This is a genomic window from Chelatococcus asaccharovorans (genome assembly GCF_003201475.1).
Classification (GTDB): Bacteria; Pseudomonadota; Alphaproteobacteria; order Rhizobiales; family Beijerinckiaceae; genus Chelatococcus; species Chelatococcus asaccharovorans.
In genome coordinates this window covers 188451-209843 of sequence record NZ_QJJK01000012.1, presented here as the reverse complement: position 1 = coordinate 209843, position 21393 = coordinate 188451, and the positions used below count along the sequence as shown (strand labels likewise).

Below are 21393 nucleotides of genomic sequence, written 5' to 3'. Positions count from 1 at the left end.
TTCGATGGCAAATTTATTTTTTTGAGCAAGCGTCAATCGCGAGGAAAAGAGGGTCATGTCAGTCGCCTACGCGCCGAAGGGGCTTCTGGGCGTGTTCACGCCGCAGGCCAACACCACCGTTGAACCGGAGATCGCCCTGCTGACCCCGCCGGGCTACGCCTGGATCAACGCCCGCATGGTCAGTGACAAGGACACCATCACCGCGCGCCTCATCGACTACATGGCCCAGTTTCCGGCCCCTCTCGCGCAATTCGCCAATGCACCCGTCGATGCGATTGCGATTGCTTGCACCGGCGCATCCTATCTCATCGGCCGGGATAGCGAAGATGCTTTGATTGCCGACATTGAGACCCGGACGGGTGTCCCCGCTTTCACCGGGGCGAGCGCCTCCGTGGATGCGCTGCGCATGCTGGGCGCACAACGGATCGGTCTCGTCTCGCCGTATAACTCCGCATTGGATGCCGAAAGTGCGGGCTATTGGGAATCGCGCGGCTTCACGGTGGCGGCGGAAGCCAGTGCCTATCGCGAATCGAGCGATTTCCACCCGATCTACAGCTTGGATGCCCTGGCGGCCGAGCGCGCCGTCAAAAGCCTCGAGGGCAGGGATATCGACGCGGTGCTGATGCTGGGAACGGGCATGCCGACCCTCGATGCGATCGCCCATGTGCCGTTCATCGGGAAGGCGCCCGTGCTCTCCTGCATGCTCTGCGTGGGCTGGAAGGCCATCGCGCTGCGCGATCCGGCCACGGCGACCCGCGACGGGCTTCTGCGCTGGGTCAAGGGAGACGGCTGGAGCGAGCGCCTGGAGCGATCGCACGCGCTGGCCTGAGACACCCTCACATGTCATGATGCTCCAAGGCGGCGCCTGAACGACGCGCGCGAACTCCGCGGAGGCGGCCGCGCGACCTACGGCGCGCCGTCGCAGCGCATGTGCTCCCCCTGCTGGCGCGGTTCGATGAAGCAGCGCGATCGCGCCATCCGACCTACGGTGGAATCGTTCGCTGCTGTTGGAAGAGGTGTTTCGACATGCGTGAGGCGATGATACGTCTCGTGATGCGCGACGACTGGGACCAATGGCTCCCGCTCTGGGAGGGGTACAACAGCTTCTATGAGCGTGTTGTCCCGCCGGACGTCACCCAAGCAACGTGGCAGCGCTTCTTTGATCCCTCCGAGCCGGTACATGCGCTTGTCGCCTCGCATGACGGGACGCTTCTCGGGCTGGTGCATTACATCTTCCATCGCAGCACGAGCGCGATCACCCCGGTTTGCTATCTGCAGGATTTGTTCGCGCGCGAGGAGGCCCGGGGTCTCGGCATAGGGCGCCAGCTCGTTGAGGCGGTCTATACGAAGGCGCGGGACGCGGCGTCACCGCGCGTTTACTGGCTGACCCACGAGACGAACAGCCGGGCGATGATGCTCTACGACAAGGTCGCCGAACGCTCCGGCTTCGTTCAATATCGCAAAGCGATCGGGTAGCCGCGGCGGCGGAACATCCTACGGCGCCTCCTGCGCCAGGATCGCGTAGAGCGCATCGGCAGATTTTGCGTTGCGCAGCTGCGTGCGACAGTCCTTCGAACTCAGCCTTCTGGCGATCGCCGCAAGGGCGCTGAGATGCTCAGCGTTGCGTTCAGGTGGCATGAGCAGCAGGCACACAAGGGTAACGGGAACGTCGTCGACCGATTCAAAGTCGACCGGTCGTTGCAGCCTGGCGAAAAGCGCGAAGGGCGCCGTCATCCCGGTTATCGTCGCGTGGGGTAGTGCGGTGCCATCCCCGATCCCCGTCGAGCCCAGGGCCTCACGCTGCATCAATGCGCTTGAAATGGCATCTGCGTCCAGCTTGAGCCTGCCGGCGGCAATCCGTGACAGGACAGTGAGCAGTTGCGGCTTGTTGGCGGCCGCCAGATCGCTGATGACATCCTCAGGTTTGAGGAATTGCGCTATTTTCATCGGTTGGCCCATGGTGTGCTTGACCTGTTCCTTTGCGGCCGTTGTAACACTGCGGGTGGAAAGCTCATGCCGGGTCGGCATCGCGAAGGCGGTAGCCGATGCCGGTTTCGGTGATGATGTAGTGCGGCTGGTCCGGGACAGTCTCGATTTTCTGGCGGATCTGGCGAATATAGACGCGCAGATACTGGACGTCCGCGGATGCGCCCCAGACCTCCTTCAGGAGGTACTGGTGTGTCAGGACCTTGCCGGCATGCTGCACGAGCACGCGCAAGATATCGTATTCCTTCGGCGAGAGCTTCACCTCCTGGCCTGCGATCCTGACGATGCGCCGGACGAGATCAACCGCGAGCTCTCCCGTTTGGAAGATGGGCTTCTCACCCTGTTGCTGCAGCTTGTGCCGAAGCGCCACGCGGATGCGCGCAACAAGCTCACGCATGCCGAAGGGTTTGGCCACATAGTCGTCGGCGCCATGTTCCAGGGCGTGCACGATGCCGGCCTCATCGGTCCTGCTCGACAGGATGATGACGGGCAGCGCCGGGTGAGTTGCGTGCCAGCCTTCCAGGAGCACATGGCCCGGCTTGTCCGGCAGTCCAAGATCGAGAATGATCAGATCCGGCGGCTCGGTTTCCACCGCCTCCGCTGCCGCGCGGGCATTTGCCGCTTCGCTCACGGCAAATCCTTCGGCCGTCAACCCCAGCCGCAGCAGTTTGCGGATCGGCGGCTCGTCGTCCACGACGAGGATCCTCACGGCAGATGTCGTCATCTGAGGTCGTCCATCTCGGGCGTCTCGCTTGGCAAGGGCAGGCGAATGAGGAAGATTGCCCCTGATCGATCCGACCTGTTCATTGCAGTGATGGTGCCGCCCATGGCTTCGACGAAGCCCCGGCATATGGTCAGGCCGAGGCCGGTTCCGGCCAGCACCCGGTCGGTTTTGGCCACGCGGTAGAAAATATCGAAAATGCGTTCAAGATCCGCAGGCGGAATGCCGGGTCCCTCATCGATCACCTCCAGGGACAGGAAACCACCGTCGGCCCATCCCTGAATACGGATCGTTGAACCGGGGGGGGCGTATTTTGCGGCGTTGTCGATCAGGTTGAACAGCACCTGTTCGAACAAGACCGCATCCAGCTTCACCATGGGGAGTGCTGACGGGATATCGACAACGATGCTGTGGTTGGTGAGGATCTTCGTGGCGCGCCGCACGGCTGCGCCGACGATGTCACCGACATAGTGCAGTGAGGCATTCGGGATCATGGCGCCGGATTCGATGCGCGTCATGTCGAGAAGATTGCCGATGAAGCGGTTCAGCCGCTCCGCTTCATCGACGACGGTGGCGAGCAGATCCGCCTGATCGCTGGCCGGCAGGGATCCGCCATAGTCGCGCAGGGTGCCGGCCGCCCCCATGATGGCGGCGAGCGGTGTCTTAAGGTCGTGCGAAATCGAGGTGAGCAGGGCCGAGCGCAACCGGTCGGCTTCCGCGGCGAGGCGGGCGCGGTCGACGTCGGCCACAAGCTCGATGCGCTCGATGGCAATGGCGGCCTGGTCGGCCAAAGCATCGAACAGGCGTCGCTGTTCCGGGGTCAGGAGCGGCCCCTGGCGGTCATCGTCGAGCCCGACCACGCCGACCGGCTTCCGGCCCGTCTTGAGCGGCAGATAGAGGCGCTTGGCGCCGGGAAGCGTGTCCGCCCCGCGTCCGGCCGGCCTGTCGTGCTCCCAGGCCCAGCGCGCCGCGGCAATATCGGCATCGACGAGGGTATCGTCGGGGGGATAGCCGGCTCTCACCGCAATCGTGTCGTCTTCCGGCAGCAGGATGACCACGCGCAGCTTGAGCATGGCGGCCATCTGGTGGGCAGTGGCCCACAGCACGTCATCGAGCGTCCCTGCGCCTGCAAGCTTCTTGGAGAAGAGATAAAGATCTTCCGTGGTGCGGGCGCGCTGGCGGGTTGCCGCTGCCTGTCTTTGCACGCGTGCGGTGAGATTGCTCGCGATGACGGCAACGCCGAGATAGAAGAAGAAGGCGATAACGCTCTCGGGGTCGCCGATGTCAAGCGTATAGAGCGGCGGCAGGAAGAAGAAGTTGAAGGCCAGCGCGCCGATGAGCGAGGCGAAGAGCGCCGGCCCGAAGCCTGCCGTGACCGCCGATGTCAGGACCGCCATCAGGAAGACGAGAGCGATATTGCGGACGTCGAGGACCCGGGTGAGCAGGGAGCCGAAGACGGTTGCAATGGCGACATAGGCGAGCGCCAGGCCGTAGGGCTTCATCTCGAACCGGCGCGGCTCGACCACGCCCATGCCACGTTCGGACGAGGGCTCACGCTCCTCGCCGGAGATGACGTGGATGCTGATGTCACCGGCGTTGCGGATCAGGTCATGGGAGACCGAACCGACGAGAAGTTCGCGCCAGCGCGACTTGCGTGGCTTGCCGATCACCACATGGTTGAAATTATTGGCCGTGGCGTAGCGCAGGATATCCCGCGCGACATCCTGGCCGGGAATGGTCAGGGCCTCCCCGCCGAGCTGTTCGGCAAGCCGCAGCGTCGTCGCGATCTGGTCCCGCTCAGCCTCGGAGGATGTGGCGGCTCGGCCGGTTTCGATATGGAGCGCGGCCCAGGTTGCGCGCAGCCTGTCGGCCTGGCGCCGCGCGTAGCGGACCAGGGAGGGGCCGTGCGCCTGCTGATCCACGCACACCAGCACGCGGTCGCCGGCCGACCAGGGGCCGGAGATGGCGTGCGCCTGCATATGGCTGAGCAACTGGTCATCGACACGCTGCGCGGTGCGGCGCAAGGCGAGCTCACGCAGGGCCGTCAGATTTCCGGGGGAGAAATAGTTGGCGACGGCGCGCTTGGCCGTCGTGGGCAGGTAGACCTTGCCATCGTTGAGGCGCTTGATGAGATCGTCCGGCGTAATATCGATGATCTCGATATCGTCGGCGCGGTCGATGATCGAATCCGGAACCGTCTCGCGCACGCGGATCCGCGTAATCTGCGCGACGACGTCATTGAGGCTCTCGACATGCTGGATGTTGAGCGTCGTGAAGACGTCGATGCCCCGATCGAGCAACTCCTGAACGTCGAGATAGCGCTTGGGGTGGCGGCTGCCCGGCGCATTGGTGTGGGCGAGTTCATCGACCAGGACCAGGGCCGGTCGCCGGGCGATCACCGCATCGAGGTCCATCTCCTCAAGGATCTGGTCCTTGTAGGGAATGCGCGCCCGCGGCACGATTTCCAGGCCGGGAAGAAGGGACTCGGTCTCCTTGCGCCCATGGGTCTCGACGATCCCGACGACAACATCGATCCCATCGGCTCTCGCGGCCTGGCCGGCAATCAGCATCTCATAGGTCTTACCGACGCCGGGAGCGGCGCCGAGGAAGATTTTTAGCCGGCCGCGCGTCCCGATGGCCGCAGCCTGCAGGAGCGCTTCCGGAGAGGGGCGGCCTTCGGGGTGGGATACATCGTCGAGCATCACGTCCAGCTTAATCCTCGCGGCGATCAGAGCCTAATGTCCGGTTCGCATTCAGAGGCATATGTCCGTTCCCGGCTTGTGTCATCCCCGGCGGCGCGTAGCGCCGGGAAGGGGATCCATGGAACGACGACGTTTGATCTCTGGATCCCCTTCCCGGGCTGCTGTGCAGCCCGCCGGGGATGACACCTGTGGTCCCAAGGGCATACGTCCCGGGGGGCCTTCCACGGCATCTTAACGCGCAATCGCGGCGTCGAGGTCTAGATTCAGCGCGAGCACATTGACGACCGGTTCGCCGAGGAATCCGAAGCGGCGACCTTCGACATGGCGCTCGATCAGAGCCCGGACGGTGGCTTCGTCCATGGCCCGCGCCTTGGCGACCCGTGGCACCTGGAAATAGGCCGCTTCGGGCGAGATATGGGGATCGAGACCGCTGCCGGAGGTCGTCACCAGGTCCATGGGGATTTCGCCCTGGGGGTTCTCTGCCCGCAGCGCGTCCGCGTCGGTCTTGACACGGTCAATCAGCTTGGCGTTTGTCGGACCGAGGTTGGAGCCGCTCGAGTTCGCCGCATCATAACCGTTACCGGCCGCGGAAGGCCGTCCGTGGAAATAGCGATCGCTCGTGAAGGATTGCCCGATGAGGGCGGATCCCACCACCTGGCCGTTGCGTTCGATGAGACTGCCGTCGGCTTGAGCAGGGAATAGGGCCTGGGCGATACCCGTCATGCCAAGGGGATAGATGAGGCCAGTGAGCACCGTGAATGCGGTGATCATGACGAGCGCGGGGCGCAATTGCTTGAACATGGAACTGCCCTTCAGACGAGGCCGAGGCCGGTAATGACGAGGTCGATTGCCTTGATGCCGATGAACGGAACGATCACGCCGCCGAGGCCGTAGACGAGGAGGTTGCGGGACAGGAGGCTGCCGGCGCCGACCGCGCGATATGTCACGCCCTTCAGCGACAGCGGGATCAGCGCGATGATGATGAGCGCGTTGAAGATGATGGCGGACAGGATGGCGCTCTGGGGCGTCGCGAGGGCCATGATGTTGAGCGCGCCGAGTTGCGGATAAAAGGCGAGAAACATCGCCGGGATGATCGCGAAATATTTCGCGACGTCATTGGCGATGGAGAACGTGGTCAGGGCGCCGCGGGTCATCAGCAGCTGCTTGCCGATCTCGACGATCTCGATGAGCTTTGTCGGGTCTGAATCGAGATCGACCATATTGCCGGCTTCGCGCGCGGCCACCGTGCCGGTGTTCATGGCCACCCCGACGTCCGCCTGGGCGAGCGCAGGCGCGTCGTTGGTGCCGTCGCCGCACATCGCGACGAGCTTGCCCTTGGCCTGCTCCTCGCGGATGAGGGTGAGCTTGTTCTCAGGTGTTGCCTGGGCCAGGAAATCGTCGACGCCGGCCTCCGCGGCAATGGCGGCGGCGGTCATCGGGTTGTCACCCGTGATCATCACGGTGCGGATGCCCATCCGCCGGAGTTCGGCGAAACGCTCGCGGATGCCGCCCTTGACGATGTCCTTGAGATGGATGACACCAAGCAGCCGGCCGTCCTTGACAACGGCCAGCGGCGTGCCGCCCGCCCGCGCGATCTCGTCGGCGATCACGCGGATTTCACGGAGGCTGTCGGCGCTTGCGCGCGGCTGGCCGGTTGTGACCGTTGCCTCTTCGACATGCCGGAGGACCGCATCGACCGCACCCTTGCGGATCGTCGTGCCGTCGTGATCGACGCCGCTCATGCGGCTTTGCGCGGTGAAGGGCACGAAGGTGGCGTGAAGGGCTGCCATGTCACGCGCGCGGATCGCATACATCTCCTTGGCAAGGACGACGATCGATCGCCCTTCCGGTGTCTCGTCGGCCAGCGAGGCGAGTTGCGCCGCATCGGCAAGCTCCTGTTCGCTGACACCTCGCAAGGGACGGAATTCGGTGGCCTGACGGTTGCCAAGCGTGATCGTGCCGGTCTTGTCGAGCAGAAGCGTATCGACATCGCCGGCCGCCTCCACGGCGCGGCCGGACATGGCGAGGACGTTGAAGCGCACCAGTCGATCCATGCCCGCGATGCCGATGGCCGAAAGCAGCGCGCCGATCGTGGTCGGGATAAGCGTAACGAACAGGGCGACCAGGACGATCACCGGAATATAGCCGCCCGCATAAGTGGCAAAGCTCGGGATGGTCACGACCGCGAAGACGAAGATCAGTGTCATGCCCGCGAGCAGGATGTTGAGGGCGATCTCGTTCGGCGTCTTCTGACGCTCGGCGCCCTCGACGAGGGCGATCATCCGGTCGATGAAGGTGGAGCCCGCGGCCGCCGTGATGCGCACGCGGATCCAGTCCGACAGAACCTGCGTGCCGCCGGTCACCGCCGAGCGGTCGCCACCGGACTCGCGAATGACCGGTGCGGATTCGCCCGTGATGGCGGCTTCGTTCACCGACGCGACGCCCTCGACGACCTCGCCGTCGGAGGGAATGATCTCGCCGGCCTCGACCAGCACGATATCGCCGACCTTCAGGCTCGTGCCCGGCACGATCTTGTAGTCGGCACGGCTCTCGCCGACCAGGAGCTTCGCCTGGGTTTCGCTGCGTGTCCGACGTAGCGAATCCGCCTGTGCCTTACCGCGGCCTTCGGCGACCGCCTCCGCGAAATTGGCGAAAAGCACCGTGAACCACAGCCACAGCGTGATCTGGAAGGAGAAGGCGATATCCCGCCCGCCGATCATCACGTCCCTGATCAGAAGGACGGTGGTCAGCGCCGAGACAACCGCGACGACGAACATGACCGGGTTGCGGGCGAGGCTGCGCGGGTCGAGCTTGCGCAAGGCATCGCCGATGGCGGGAACGAGGATACGAGCATCGATCAGGCTCGTGGATTTTGACTGGCTCATAGGAGGCTCCAGCGAATGGCCCTGCGCCGCGGGGTGCGGATCATGCAGCGGCCAGAAGGGCGGCGAGCATAGCGATCAGGCATACGACCGCGAGCGTGACGAGCACCATCGCGAGGATGATGCTCGAGGCGCGCGGATGGCGATCGGCTGTCATCAGAATGTCTTTCCGCCGAGCATGGCGAGATGTTCGACGATCGGCCCGAGCGCCAGCGCCGGGAAGAACTCCAGGCCGCCCATGATCAGGATGACGCCGAGCAGGAGACCGACGAACAGGAGACCATGGGTCGGGAAGGTTCCAGCCGAGGCCGGCACCGCCTTCTTCGTCACGAGCGATCCCGCCATTGCCATGACCGGCACGATCATGAAGAAGCGTCCGAGCAACATCGCGATACCGAGGCTGACCGTGTACCAGGGCGTGTTGGCGGTCAGGCCGCCGAAGGCCGAGCCGTTGTTCGCCGCCGCCGACACATAGGCATAGAGGATTTCCGAAAAGCCGTGCGGACCGGGATTGGCGATGCCGGCCACGCCCGCCGGGAGGACAACCGCGAATGCCGCGAAGCCCAGCATGACGAGCGGGAGGATCAGCAGGGCAAGCATCGCCATCTTGACCTCCTTCGCCTCGATCTTCTTGCCGAGATATTCCGGTGTCCGGCCAACCATGAGGCCGGCTACGAAGATGGCGACGACGACGAACAGAAGAATGCCGTAGAGCCCGGCGCCCACGCCGCCGACGATGACTTCACCCAGCATCATGTTGACGAGGGGTACCATGCCGCCGAGCGCCATGAAGCTGTCATGCATGGCGATGACCGCGCCGCAGGAGGCGGCAGTGGTGATCACCGCGAACAGCGCCGACACGGCGATGCCAAAGCGCGTTTCCTTGCCCTCCATGTTGCCGCCTTCGATACCGAGCGCATGCACGAGAGGATTGCCCGCGGCTTCAGCCCAATAGCAGACCGCGACGCCGGCGATGAAGAGCACGCCCATGGCGGCGAAGATCGCCCAGCCCTGCCGCTGGTCGCCGACCATGCGGCCGAACACGTTGGTCAGCGCCGCGCCGATCGCGAAGATCGAGACCATATGGATGAGGTTCGTCAGCGCGGATGGGTTCTCGAAGGGATGGGCTGCATTGACATTGAAGAAGCCGCCGCCGTTGGTGCCGAGATGCTTGATCATCATCTGCGAGGCGACAGGACCCTGCGCGATGGTTTGCTGGGCGCCTTCGAGCGTCGTCGCGACCGTGTAGGCCGAGAGGTTCTGCGGAATGCCTTGCCACACCAGTATCAGTGTTCCGACGACACAGATCGGCAGCAGGATGTAAAGAATAGAACGCGTCAGGTCGACCCAGAAATTGCCGAGTGTTTTGACGGATTTCCGCGCGAATGCCCGTACAAGGGCGATAGAAATGGCGATGCCCGTGGCAGCAGACACGAAATTCTGGACGGTCAGCCCCATCATCTGTGTCAGATAGGACAGCGTGGTCTCACCGCTATAAGATTGCCAATTGGTATTGGTGACGAAACTCGCGGCCGTATTGAAGGCGAGATCGGGAGCAACCCCCGGCATTCCTGCGGGATTGAATGGCAGTTCGCCCTGCCAACGCTGGATAAAGTATAGAACAATCAATCCGGCCGCATTGAAAACGAGGAGCGCGGCCGTATAGGTCGTCCAATGGTGTTCGTCTTTGTCGCTCGTCCCGGCGACGCGATAGAGGATGCGTTCAAACGGGCCGAAGGCCACGCTCAGCCAGGTGCGCTCACCATTGAAGACGCGGGTCATATAGCCGCCGAGCGGCTTTACGAGCAGGATGACGATCCCGCAGTAAACGACGATTTGTAGCCACCCGTTGAGGGTCATGATGGTCGCTTTCGATTGATTGTCCCGCTACGCCGTGACGACGTGCACGGCCATCCCCCGGCGGACGTCTGCCGGCTGCGGATGTGCCCCGCAAGAAATAGACACGCAAATTCAGCGGCTCGGATGGCATCGGCTGCTTCAATCCAAGCCGCGGTTGTTCTGGAGCCTTCTCGGTGAACGCCGGTTCACCGGGAACGCTCTCAATCATGGTTTCCGGCATTTCCTTCACGCGAACCGGTATCCACTTCGCTCGAAAATGCTCCAGGCGCACGCGCGCGGCCCGCGCCGAGGGATGACAGCAAGCAGGATTGCGTCGCCCTGAAACCGAGGCGGACATTAAAATCGCTCGGGGCGCACGAGGGCGTAAGTCAGATAGGCAGAGAGGAAAAGCGCCACCAGTCCGCCCAAGGTGTATTCCAGAATCATGTTGCGAACTCGCTAAAGCACGTCGCAGATCCAAACATAGGAGGATGCGAGCAGGAAGAAAAAGGCGGCCAGTCCGATGAAGACGACATCCATATGTTGGCTCCATATGCCCGGCGTGGGCAGGGTTAGAACTCTCACCCCGAGATCCCGCGCCGCGCGGTCTCCGCGATGACATTGTCCATGCCATCGTGGTTTCGGCGGAGATATGGCACCAAAGGCCATAAAGGTTCGAGAGCCGCCACGGCGGGGAGACATAAAAATCTTATAAAGAAATCGGCGCCAGCGAAACAGAAAAGGCCCTGCCGGATCAATCGGCAGGGCCCGTTCAACACCTGTGCCTATCAGGCGAATGGAGGACGTTGATCTATCGAGATGCTCTCCGTCCTTATATATCGGAATAGTCGAAGACTTCGCCTTTCGCGCCGGGGTGCGTCACGGCGCCGGTCGCGGCCGAACTCGCCAACTGGGCGAAACGCCAGAGTGCGCCGCTGCCATAGCGCGTCTTGCGCGGTGTCCATGCCTTGTGCCGCGCGGCCAGTTCCTCGTCGGATATCTCCACGTCGAGGCGGCCATTCTCGCCGTCGATGACGATGGTATCGCCGTCGCGGATGAGCGCGATTGGGCCGCCGACGGCGGCTTCGGGTGAGATGTGACCGACGCTGATGCCGCGCGTCGCGCCGGAAAAGCGCCCATCGGTGATGAGGGCGACGCGGCTGCCGACATTCTGGCCGGCGAGCGCTGCCGTCGTCGACAGCATCTCGCGCATGCCGGGGCCGCCACGCGGACCCTCATAGCGGATGACCAGGACATCGCCGTCCTTGTAGGCGCGGTTTTGGACGGCCGCGAAGCATTCTTCCTCCGAGTCGAAGCAGCGCGCCGTCCCCTTGAAGACGGAGGTCGCGAGGCCGGCAACCTTCACGATGGCACCTTCGGGCGCAAGATTGCCCCGGAGAACAACGAGACCGCCGGTCGGGGAATAGGCTTCCGCGACGGGTTTCACCACATCCTGTCCGGTCGGTACGCGCGTATCGGCGAGGTTCTCCGCAACGGTCTTGCCCGAAACGGTGATGCAATCCCCGTGCAGGAGCCCGGCGTCGAGCAGAGCCTTCATGATCACCGGCACGCCGCCGACGTCATAGAGGTCCTTGGCGACATATTTGCCGCCGGGCTTCAGGCTGGTGAGATAGGGGGTCGTCGCGAATATGTGGCCGATGTCATCGAGGGTGAAGTCGACGCCGGCCTCGTTGGCGATGGCGGGGAGATGCAGCACAGCGTTGGTCGAACCCCCGGAGGCGGCGACGACGCGGGCGGCATTCTCGAGCGCCTTCCGCGTGACGATATCGCGGGGCCGGACGCGGTTCGAGAGGAGGTCCATCACCGAGCGGCCACTCTGGCGGGCGACCCGGTCGCGGCTCTCGTAGACCGCCGGCGGCGAGGCCGAGCCGGGCAGGGCGAGACCGAGCGCTTCCGAGACGCAGGCCATGGTGTTGGCGGTATATTGCCCGCCGCAGGTGCCCGCCGAGGGGCAGGCCACGCATTCGAGCTCGTGCAGTTCCTCGTCGGTCATCGTGCCGGCCTGGCGCGCGCCGACCGCCTCGAAGACATCCTGGACGGTGACGTCATGGCCGCGATAGCGCCCCGGAAGGATCGAGCCGCCATAGAGGAACAAGGCGGGGATGTTGAGCCGCAGCATGGCCATCATCATGCCGGGCAAGGATTTGTCGCAACTGCCCACGCAGACGAGCGCGTCATAGGAATGGCCGCGGATGAACACTTCCACGGAATCGGCGATGACTTCCCGGCTGACAAGGGACGACTTCATGCCCTCATGGCCCATGGCGAGGCTGTCCGTGACGGTGATGGTGCAGAATTCGCGTGGCAGGCCGCCGCATTCCGCGACGCCGGCCTTGACGGCGGCCGCCTGCCGATCGAGCGCGATGTTGCATGGCGCTGCCTCGTTCCAGCAGCTCACGACCCCGACGAAGGGCTTGGCGACTTCGTCCGGGCCGAGGCCCATCGCGTAGTAAAAGGAACGATGCGGGGCCCGTTCGACGCCGAGCGTGACGTGGCGGCTCGGCAGTTCCGATTTCTCGGGCAGGTGAGGGGTGGTTGGGGCACTCATCGACGTTTCCTCTAGGGGTCAGCTCGCGTTGCGGATGCTGTTTCTGTGAATGAGAGGCGGGAGTTTGTGCGCTGTCGGCGGCAGAGGCGCCGCGCACCGGCGGATTTCGACGAGACAGCTCAAGGCGGCACAGCCTTGCGAGAAGCTGGAGGCCGGCCGATCGGCGGTCAGGACATTGGGATTGCCATGCGCATCGGCGTCTTCGGCCGGGTCGATCCAGGCTCCCGTGGCAAGGCGAGCGGCGCCGGCCACGATGTCGTCGCTGACCGCGGCCACCGCCTGGACGGTGCCTCGGCCGTTGACAATGTCGACCACATCGCCGTCGGCGATGCCCCTTGCGGCCGCGTCAGCGGTATTGACCAGAACGACCTCGCGGCCACCGCTCTTGCCGGCGAGGCTCCAGGGCGCATGGTCGAGCTGGCTGTGCAGCCGCCTTGCCGGCTGGTCCGACACCAGATGGATCGGCCAGCGCTCCGCCGTCGGCGCGCCAAGCCACTCGGTGGGAGGCAGCCAGGCGGGATGGCCGGGGCAGTCGGCAGCCTGGGCATCGGCGACCGTCGTGGAGAAGAGCTCGATGCGCCCCGACGGCGTTGGCCGGGGATGGGCCACGGGATCACTGCGGAATTGATCGAGAAACACGACCGGCTCGTCATGCGGGGCGAGGTCGACGACGCCGCGTTCCCAGAATTCCGGGAAGTCGGGAACAGCGATGCCGTTGGCCGCAGCGCTGGCCACGAAGGTCGCGTAAAGCCGCGCGAGCCATGCCCGCTCATCAAGCCCCTCGGTGAAGGCCGCGCCGACGCCTAGGCGGTCGGCAAGATCGCTGAAGATCGCAAAGTCGTCGCGCGCCTCCGCATGGGCCGGGGCCGCCTGGTGCATCGCCACCAGCATGCCTTCGCGCGTGGCAAAGGCGATGTCGTTGCGTTCGGCGGCCAGTGTCGCCGGCAGCACGATATCCGCCATGCGCGCATGCGCGTTCCAGAACTGTTCATGGACAATGATGGTGTCGGGCTTCGCCCAGGCGCGCCTGAGGCGCGCGAGATCCTGATGGTGATGATAGGGATTGCCGCCGGCCCAGTAGATGAGGCGGATGTCCGGATAGCGGTGCGTCTTCCCTTCATAGGTGAAACGGCCGCCGGGGTTGAGAAGCATGTCGGCAATGCGGGCGACCGGAATGAACGTCGTCACCGGATTCCTGCCCTGCGGCAGGGACGGCCCCTTGAGCCGTGGATGCGGGCTGCCGATGGCATTCATTGCGCCATAGCCGAGGCCGAAGCCGCCCCCCGGCAATCCGACCTGACCGAGGACGCAGGCCAGCGCCACGATCGCCCAGAACGGCTGTTCGCCGTGCTCGGCGCGCTGGAGGGACCAGGCGACATTGAGGAGCGTGCGTGTTCCGGCCATCTCCTGGGCAAGGTCGATGATCCTTGCGGCCGGCACCCCGGAAATCTCTGCGGCCCAGGCCGGCGTCTTCGGCTGGCCGTCGGACAATCCGAGCACATAATCGCGGAAGGCCTCGCCACCCACGCAGCAGCGCTCGAGGAACGCATCGTCCGCGTGCCCGGTCTTGAACAGTTCATGGGCGAGCGCGAGCATGACGGATGTGTCGGTGTTGGGCCGGATCGGGATCCACTCGACGTCACCGTCGGTGACGAGGTTCTCGCGCAGCGGGCTTATATTGATGAAGCGGGTGCCGCTTGCTGCCATTTGCGCCAGCGCCTCCTTGACGCGGTGGCGCCCGGCGCCGCCCGGCGAGACGCGGGAGTTCTTCAAGGGCACCCCGCCGAAGGAGACGAGGAGCCGCGTGTGCTCCGCCAGGACATCCCAGGACGTATGTTCAGCGTGGAGGTCGTCGATCGGCCCGACGACATGCGGCATGATCACCCGGCCGGCGGCGAGGCTATAGGTGTCGACATGGCGGACATAACCCCCGACCATGTTGAGGAAGCGATGCACCTGGCTTTGCGCGTGGTGGAAGCGGCCGGCGCTCGACCAGCCATAGGACCCGCCGAAAATGGCCTCATTGCCATAGGTCGCCCGCACGCGCGTGAGCTCTGCGGCGACAAGCGCAAGGGCGTCCTCCCACGAGACCTCGACGAAGGGTTCACGGCCGCGTTGCTCCGGATGGGAGCCGGGCCCGTGCTCCAGCCAGGACTGGCGGACGGCCGGCCGGGCGACGCGCAGCCGTGCGACATCGCTCTCCAACTGGTCGAGGCCGATGGGCGAGGGGTCGGGATCCCCGCTGAAGGGCATGAGCTTCGGGAAGCCATCGGCCTTCCGCCCGACCTCATAGAGCCCCCAGTGGCTGGCGGTGTATCGCGTCGCCATGGCGTCACGCCTTCAGGAGCTGCGCCGTCAGCGCAACGGATTTCAACCCGTCTAGGCCGCTCGCCGAGGGCGATCGTCCGGCCGCGACGGCGTCCGCGAAGGCTTCGAATTGCGCGGCATAGAGATCGACGACCGGGAGATCGCGGGTCTCCGTGCGGCCATCGCGGGTGATTTCGAGACGCCCGGTCGGCGCCATGCCGAGGGTGCCGACGCCACTGGCCGATCCCTTCGTCCCGAGCACATGCACGCTGTTGACGGCGGCCCGCGCGCGGCGGGTGATCGTCACGGTTCCCATGGTGCCGTTGCCGTAGCGCAGCGCGGCGGCGATGGTCTGGTCGAGGCCGGTGTCGGCCGCGCGATCGACGATGGACGCGACCTCGACGACGTCGGCCCCGACCAGAAAGCCGAGCAGGTCGAAGACATGGACGCCCACGGCTCCGAGAATATCGGAGCCGGACTTGGCTGGATCGGCGCGCCAGTTACTCCAGGGGCCGTAGGCGGTGTGCCACTCGCCGCGCACCAGGACGATCTCGCCGAGCTCGCCGGAGGCGATGAGTTCGCGCAGGGCCCGATGCACGGGCGCATGGCGCTGCTGGAAGCCGATGCCGAGCGCCACGCCGGCCCGGTCGCAGGCGGCGATCATCGCGCGGCAATCGTCCTCGGTCAGCGCCATCGGCTTTTCCACGAGGACATGCTTGCCGGCCGCCGCCGCCTTCTCGGTTTGTTCGCGGTGCTGGTCATTCGGCGTGGCGATGAAGACGGCGTCGACGTCACGATCGGCCAGCATCGCCTCCAGCGCGGGATAGGCGATGCCGCCGGCCTTCGTGGCGAAATCCGCGGACTTTTCCGGCGTGCTGCCGAGCGCGCCCTGCAGGCTCTGGCCTGCTGTCGCAGTCAATGCGGGAGCAATCTTCTGCAGCGCATGCGCGCCGGCACCTATCAATCCCCAACGCATGGCGAATGGCTTTCCTGCGGTTAGAGCATTTTCGAGCGAAGTGGACGCCGGTTCGCGTGAAGAAAATGCGTAGAATCAAAGACCTGGAGCATTCCCGGTGAACCGGAGTTCACCGGAAATGCTCTAGAAGCGGATCACGGCCGTGCCCCCGCCCTCGACAGGCAGTGCTGCGGCGGTGGTGAAGGACGAGAGGTCGCTGACGAAGAACAGCATCGCCTTCGCCACGTCATCGGGCGTGCATACCCGGCCGAGCGGCGACATCTTCTTCATCGTGTCGGCTCGGCGTGACAGCTGATCGTCAGAGAGGATCTGCAGACGGTCCACGGACGGCTGCTCCAGCCCGCTCGGGCAGATGCAATTGGCGCGAATGCCGTCGGCACCGTGATCCGAGGCGATCTGACGGGTGAGCTGCAGGACGCCGGCCTTGGAGACGCCATAGGCGGTCATCCCGGGGAGCGTCAGCAAGGAGCCCTGCGAGCCGATATTGACGATGGAGCCGCCGCCTCCGGCGCGCATGGCGGGCAACACGGCGCGGCAGGCCAGAAAGACTGCGGTGAGGTTGACCGCGATGATCCTGTTCCAGTCCTCTTCGCTGGTGTCCAGCGTCCCCTTGGCCGTGGGCGGATCGATGCCGAAGGTGTTGCACAGGCCGTCGATCTGCCCGAAGCGGGCCAGCGTGTCGGCGACCATGCGCTCGCCGGCCGCGGCATCCGTCAAATCGGCCGTGAGGACGAGCAGCCTGTCGGGTTCGACATCGGGCACAGCGGCGATGCGGTCGGCATCGCGATCGACCAGCGCCAGCCGTGCCCCGTGCGCCAGGAAAAGCCGCGTGGCGGCTCGACCCACGTTGGATCCGGCACCGGTGATGACCACCGTCTTGCCGTCGAGAAGCTCTCTCATCCCATGCTCCCACCGCCATCGACGCGGATGACCTGGCCCGTCACGAATTGCGCGGCGGGCGAGGCGAGGAAAACGACGGCGCCTGTTGCGTCGTCGGGCTCTTGCGGACGGGCGAAGGCCTGGTCGCTCACCATGCGCGCCATCGCCGCCGCGGGAAAGGTCGCCTTGACGCGCGGCGTCGGCGTGAAGCCCGGCGCGACCGCATTGACGCGGATACCCGTCGGGCCGAGCTCGCGCGCCAGCGCCCGCGTCAGGCCGATGACGCCACCCTTGGCCGCCACATAGCCAACGAGATTGGCGGTCTCGCCGGGCCGGTGCAGGGCCGCGGTGACGCCGCTGAAGGCGGACGTGGTGGCGATATTGACGATGCTGCCGGCGCCCTGCTGCTGCATGGCCGGCAGCACCGCGCGGATGCACAGGAACTGGCTGGTGAGGTTGAGGCGCAACTCGGCCTCGAACTCCGCCAGCGACATGCCCGCCAGGGGCTTGCCGGTGGTGGCGCCGCCGGCATTGTTGACGAGCACGTCGATGCGGCCGGCCGCATCCAGGATCTGCGCGATGCCCGCGGCCACGCTCGTCTCGGACGTCACGTCGACGGCAACGGTCAGGCTGTCAGGCGCGACCGCGCGAAGCTCCGCTGTGAACGCCGCCAGCGGATCCGGGGCGTGGTCGAGGCCGACCACGCGGAAACCGGCTGCGGCGAGACCCAGAGCGTGGGCACGGCCCATGCCCTGGGCCGCACCGGTGACGATGGCGACCGGGCGCCCCGTCTCATCCATGGTCAGGACTTCTGCCAGGGTACGAACTCTTCGTTCTTCACCATGATACGCTGCAGCGCCAGGATGATCTCGCGATTGGGGTCGATCGAGATGACGCCGGTGACCCCATTGAAATTCTTGGTGGCCGCGAGGGCATCGCGGATACGGGTCGTATTCGGCGAGCCCGCCGCTTTCGTCGCATTGGCGATGAGGCTGACGGCGTCGAAGGCATGGGCCGAAAACTTGCTTGGAACAATGGAATACTTCGACTTGAACAGGTCGACGAAGCTCTTCACCTCGACGCGGTCCGATGCGGGATGATAGGTCGAGACGAGCAGAAGCCCATTCGCGGCCTCACGCGCCAGGCTGATGACCTGCGGGTTGAACAGGCCGGCGCCGGACAGGAACGTCGGCCGGAAGTTCATCTCGCGCGACTGGCGGAAGAGCAGGGCCGCCTCGACCTGGAACAGGGCGAGCAGCACGCCGTCCGGCTGGCGCGCGCGCAGGCTGGTGATGGTCGGCTTCAGGTCCGGCGTTTCGGCATTGATATAATCCTCGCCGACGACGGTCGCGCCGTTGGCGATGGCGCGCTTCTTGAACAACTCGCCATAGACGCGGCCGTAGTCGTCGTTGCGGCCGATGATGGCGATCTTCTTCAGGCCGAGGTCCTTGGTGCCCCAATCGGTCGTGGCGTCGGCCTCGGTGGCGGCGATCGGCGTATTCCGGAAGATGAAGTTGCCGGTCTTGGTGATATCTGGATGCGATGCGGTCGGCGTGATCATGATGATGCCGGCGCGCTGATAGATCGGCGCGGCGGCGAGCGAAGCGGTGCTCGAGAAATCGCCGACGACTGCAGTGATGTCGCCGCGCGCGGCGAATTTCTGCGCCACATTGGCCGCTTCCTGCGGATCGCCCTTGGAATCCTCGACGGCGAGCTGGAAGGTGATATCCGGAACGGCGTTCTTCGCGTTGAGCTCCGCGATCGCCAGTTCTGCGCCGCGCTTGATATCCTCGCCATATTGCGCCTGATTGCCCGTAATCGGCGCGGAGAGGCCGAGCGTGAGCGTCTTCTTGGCGCCCTGCGCGAAGGTCGTGGCAGGCAAAAGGCCTGCCGCTGCACCGGCCGTCGCGAGTTGTACAATATGTCTTCTCGTAAGCGACATGTCAGGTCCCCTTCTGATGGCGAGGCGCGGTGCGCCGGCCTGTTATCTCGATCATTTCCGGTGAACTCCGGTTCACCGGAGATTCTCCAAGTCTTTGATTCTACGCATTTTCTTCAGGCGAACCGGTATCCACTTCGCTCGAAAATGCTCTCGTCTTGATCATTGCGACTGAATTCTTGATCGTCGGAACGCAGAACTATTCACGCACCCATTCAGAGACAATATTGACCTTTGCGTCAGTCATCAGATGGTAAAGCGGGCAAAGCCGCTCGACTTCCGAGCGGAACTTGGCGAGCCGCTCGTCGGATTCGGGCGTCTTCATGAAGACCTTCTGGTCGATCTTGTGGTAGTGATAGGCAATAGGCTCCACTTGCGAGAACAGCTTGCCGGTGCGCCGCATCTCCGCGCGGCGAACGTCATGCTGGGCAACCGCCTCGAGCCGCACGCCCGTGATCTCGAACTTCATCTCCTTGCGCAGGATGTTCATGATCATGGCCGTGCAGGAATTGAGCGCGCACAATGTCATCTCGAGGGGCGTCGGGCCGCTGTCCTTGCCGCCGAGCTCGACCGGTTCGTCCACATAGATCGGGGGCAAGTCCCGGACGTGATTGACGCTCTGGTAGTTGCCGAGATAGTCGGTCCTGACTCGGATGCTCTGCAGGCGCTCGCTGACCTGGATATCGGCCGCCGCCGTGGTGGAAAGGTCGTTCATTGTCTGCTCCTGTCTGTCGTCTTGTTTGACTTGATTGCAACGTGTGCTCGTCTTTAGCGTCAGTCGCGGCCGTCCTCGCCGCGATCGAAGGTCCAGGTGATGGGGCCGCGTTCGGCCGCCATCTGCGCCCGCAAGGCCTCTGTCGCCCCGGCATCGACCTGCAGCGTGGCGTCCAGCACGACACCGTAGTCGGCTCTGGCGGCATCGGCGGAGACCTGGGCCTCGGCCACGTCGTGGGCGACGCGCGCCGCGGAGCGGCTCAGCGGATCCCCGTAGCCGCCGCCGCCGGCCGTGTCGGAAACCAGGATGTCGCCGGTGCGCAGGGTGAAGCGCTCGCGCGCAGGCACCTTGTGCTCGCTGCCGTCGGTGCGCTTGATGACTGAGGACCAGGGCATGGCGGGCTTTCCGCCTTTCAGCCCCCAGGGGCGCGAGAAATGGCGATCGCCGCGATGGGTGACTTCAAGGGGGCCTTCGACCACTTCGAAGATCTTGCACATGCCGAGACCGCCGCGGTGGAGACCCGCACCGCCGGAATCGGTCTTCAGCAACATCGAATGGATGCGCAGCGGATACTCGAGTTCGACGGCCTCGGTCGGCGCGTTCATCATATTGGTGATGTCGGTCTCGATATAGTCCACGCCATCTTTCGTCGGCCGCGCGCCCATGCCGCCGCAGAACAGCTCGAGATAGACATAGGCGCGGCCGTTGGAGGCACGCCGCCCGGAGAAGCTGACACCCTGCATGCCGCTGGAGGAGGCGCGGACCCGCTCGGGTGCGGCCTGCGCGAGACAGCCGAAGATGACATCCGTCATGCGGCACACGGTCATGGTGCGGGCATTGACCGGGGCGGGGTGACGCGGATTGACCAGCGTGCCCTCCGGCAGGCTCACGCTGATGGGGCGAAAGCAGCCGGCATTGTTGGGAAGGCTCGGATCGGTGATGCAGCGGACGCAATAATAGGCCACGCAGGCAGCGTGGGAGAAGGCTGCATTGGCAGCGCCCGCGACCTGCGGATCGGTTCCGGCAAAGTCGACATGGATGTCGGAACCCTTGATGGTCAGGGTCGCCTGGATCTTGACGCGCTTGTCGAGGACAATGCCGTCGTTGTCGATATAGTCGGTGAAGGTGTAACTTCCGTCCGGGATCTCCGCGATACGGGCGCGGGTGAGAGCCTCTGACCGGTCCATCAATTCGTCGATATAGGCGAGCACCTGATCTTCGCCGAATTCCTGGCAGATCTCGCCAAAGCGCGCGGCGCCCGTGCGGATGGACGCGATCTGGGCGCCGAGGTCGGCCTCCAGAAAGCTCGGCATGCGCACGTTCTTGAGGAGGAGGCCGAAGATCTGCTTGTCGAAGATCCCCTTGCTGGCGAGCTTGATGGGCGGCAGGACAATGCCTTCCTGGAACAGCTCGGTGGCATCCGGAGGCAGGCTGCCGATGGCCATGCCGCCGAGATCGGAATGATGCGCCATGGAGGCGGCCATGGCGACGCAGCGCCCCGATGAGAACACCGGCGTAAGCGCCGTTATATCCGGCAGATGGGTACCGCCGTCATAGGGGTCGTTCATGATGTAGACGTCGCCGTCTTCCATCATCTCGCGCGGGAAAGCGCGCAGCAGCGATTTGACGGTGGCGGCGAGCACGCCGAGATGCTGCGGCAGGGCGACGGATTGCGCCATGGTGTCCCCGTCGACGGTAAACAGCGCACAGGAGCAGTCCGCCCCTTCCTTCAGCACGACGGAAAAGGCGCTTCGGATCAGCGTTCCTTCCATCTCCGCCGCCACGACGTCGAGACGATTGCGGATGACCTCGAGCGTGATGGGGTCGACGGTCATGCTGTCGCCACGGGCTTCGATCGTGTTGAGCATCATTGCGGAT

The 21393-nt window shown here is 64.8% G+C and carries 17 protein-coding genes; 2 read left to right on the top strand and 15 right to left on the bottom strand.

Features of this window, described 5'->3' with window-relative positions; genetic code table 11:
- The first annotated feature begins 55 nt into the window (after positions 1–55).
- Together C7450_RS26045 and C7450_RS26040 are read left to right on the top strand one after the other, a co-directional pair.
- Entirely contained in the window at positions 56–829 is a 774-nt protein-coding gene (locus tag C7450_RS26045; protein WP_110377392.1) for a maleate cis-trans isomerase family protein, read from the top strand.
- 197 nt (positions 830–1026) lie between these two features.
- Positions 1027–1476 (top strand): GNAT family N-acetyltransferase, encoded by a 450-nt coding sequence (locus C7450_RS26040; protein WP_110377391.1) that lies wholly within the window; start codon positions 1027–1029, stop codon positions 1474–1476.
- Positions 1477–1494: 18 nt separating this feature from the next.
- On the opposite strand, the gene C7450_RS26035 is transcribed toward C7450_RS26040, so the two are convergent.
- From C7450_RS26035 to C7450_RS25965, 15 genes are all read right to left on the bottom strand, one after another.
- Complete coding sequence (locus C7450_RS26035) at positions 1495–2028, bottom strand: PTS sugar transporter subunit IIA (RefSeq protein ID WP_210206539.1); 534 nt, start codon at positions 2026–2028, stop codon at positions 1495–1497.
- Positions 2012–2710 carry a response regulator gene (locus tag C7450_RS26030; protein ID WP_110377390.1) on the bottom strand — a complete coding sequence of 233 codons (699 nt, stop codon included), beginning with the start codon at positions 2708–2710 and terminating at the stop codon, positions 2012–2014. The genes C7450_RS26035 and C7450_RS26030 overlap by 17 nt, the downstream gene beginning before the upstream one ends.
- Entirely contained in the window at positions 2707–5409 is a 2703-nt protein-coding gene (locus C7450_RS26025) for a sensor histidine kinase (RefSeq protein WP_110377389.1), read from the bottom strand. The genes C7450_RS26030 and C7450_RS26025 overlap by 4 nt, the downstream gene beginning before the upstream one ends.
- A gap of 231 nt (positions 5410–5640) precedes the next feature.
- On the bottom strand, positions 5641–6210 hold the full coding sequence (gene kdpC / locus C7450_RS26020) for a potassium-transporting ATPase subunit KdpC (RefSeq protein WP_110377388.1): 570 nt from the start codon (positions 6208–6210) through the stop codon (positions 5641–5643).
- Between the two features lie 11 nt (positions 6211–6221).
- Positions 6222–8294, bottom strand: a complete 2073-nt coding sequence (kdpB, locus tag C7450_RS26015; RefSeq protein ID WP_110377387.1) for a potassium-transporting ATPase subunit KdpB — start codon at positions 8292–8294, stop codon at positions 6222–6224.
- Positions 8295–8447: 153 nt separating this feature from the next.
- Positions 8448–10151 carry a potassium-transporting ATPase subunit KdpA gene (gene kdpA / locus C7450_RS26010; RefSeq protein WP_110377386.1) on the bottom strand — a complete coding sequence of 568 codons (1704 nt, stop codon included), beginning with the start codon at positions 10149–10151 and terminating at the stop codon, positions 8448–8450.
- Positions 10152–10487: 336 nt separating this feature from the next.
- Positions 10488–10577 (bottom strand): K(+)-transporting ATPase subunit F, encoded by a 90-nt coding sequence (gene kdpF / locus C7450_RS26005; RefSeq protein WP_110377385.1) that lies wholly within the window; start codon positions 10575–10577, stop codon positions 10488–10490.
- Between the two features lie 385 nt (positions 10578–10962).
- The gene (ilvD, locus tag C7450_RS26000; protein ID WP_110377384.1) at positions 10963–12699 is read right to left on the bottom strand and encodes a dihydroxy-acid dehydratase; all 1737 of its coding nucleotides are present in this window, start codon (positions 12697–12699) and stop codon (positions 10963–10965) included.
- An 18-nt stretch (positions 12700–12717) separates the two neighbouring features.
- The gene (locus C7450_RS25995) at positions 12718–15027 is read right to left on the bottom strand and encodes a molybdopterin-dependent oxidoreductase (RefSeq protein WP_110377383.1); all 2310 of its coding nucleotides are present in this window, start codon (positions 15025–15027) and stop codon (positions 12718–12720) included.
- Positions 15028–15031: 4 nt separating this feature from the next.
- Positions 15032–15982, bottom strand: coding sequence for a Gfo/Idh/MocA family protein (locus tag C7450_RS25990; RefSeq protein ID WP_110377382.1), 951 nt, complete (start codon positions 15980–15982; stop codon positions 15032–15034).
- A gap of 123 nt (positions 15983–16105) precedes the next feature.
- A complete protein-coding gene (locus C7450_RS25985; RefSeq protein ID WP_110377381.1) occupies positions 16106–16882 on the bottom strand; it encodes an SDR family NAD(P)-dependent oxidoreductase in 777 nt (258 codons plus the stop codon).
- Positions 16879–17661, bottom strand: coding sequence for an SDR family NAD(P)-dependent oxidoreductase (locus C7450_RS25980; RefSeq protein WP_110377380.1), 783 nt, complete (start codon positions 17659–17661; stop codon positions 16879–16881). Before C7450_RS25980 ends, C7450_RS25985 begins: the two co-directional genes overlap by 4 nt.
- 2 nt (positions 17662–17663) lie before the next feature.
- Positions 17664–18803, bottom strand: coding sequence for an ABC transporter substrate-binding protein (locus C7450_RS25975; protein ID WP_110377379.1), 1140 nt, complete (start codon positions 18801–18803; stop codon positions 17664–17666).
- A 196-nt stretch (positions 18804–18999) separates the two neighbouring features.
- Positions 19000–19515 carry an OsmC family protein gene (locus C7450_RS25970; protein ID WP_110377378.1) on the bottom strand — a complete coding sequence of 172 codons (516 nt, stop codon included), beginning with the start codon at positions 19513–19515 and terminating at the stop codon, positions 19000–19002.
- A gap of 59 nt (positions 19516–19574) precedes the next feature.
- Positions 19575–21386: a hydantoinase B/oxoprolinase family protein gene (locus C7450_RS25965; protein ID WP_210206538.1), complete on the bottom strand. Its 1812-nt coding sequence runs from the start codon at positions 21384–21386 to the stop codon at positions 19575–19577.
- Positions 21387–21393 lie beyond the last annotated feature (7 nt).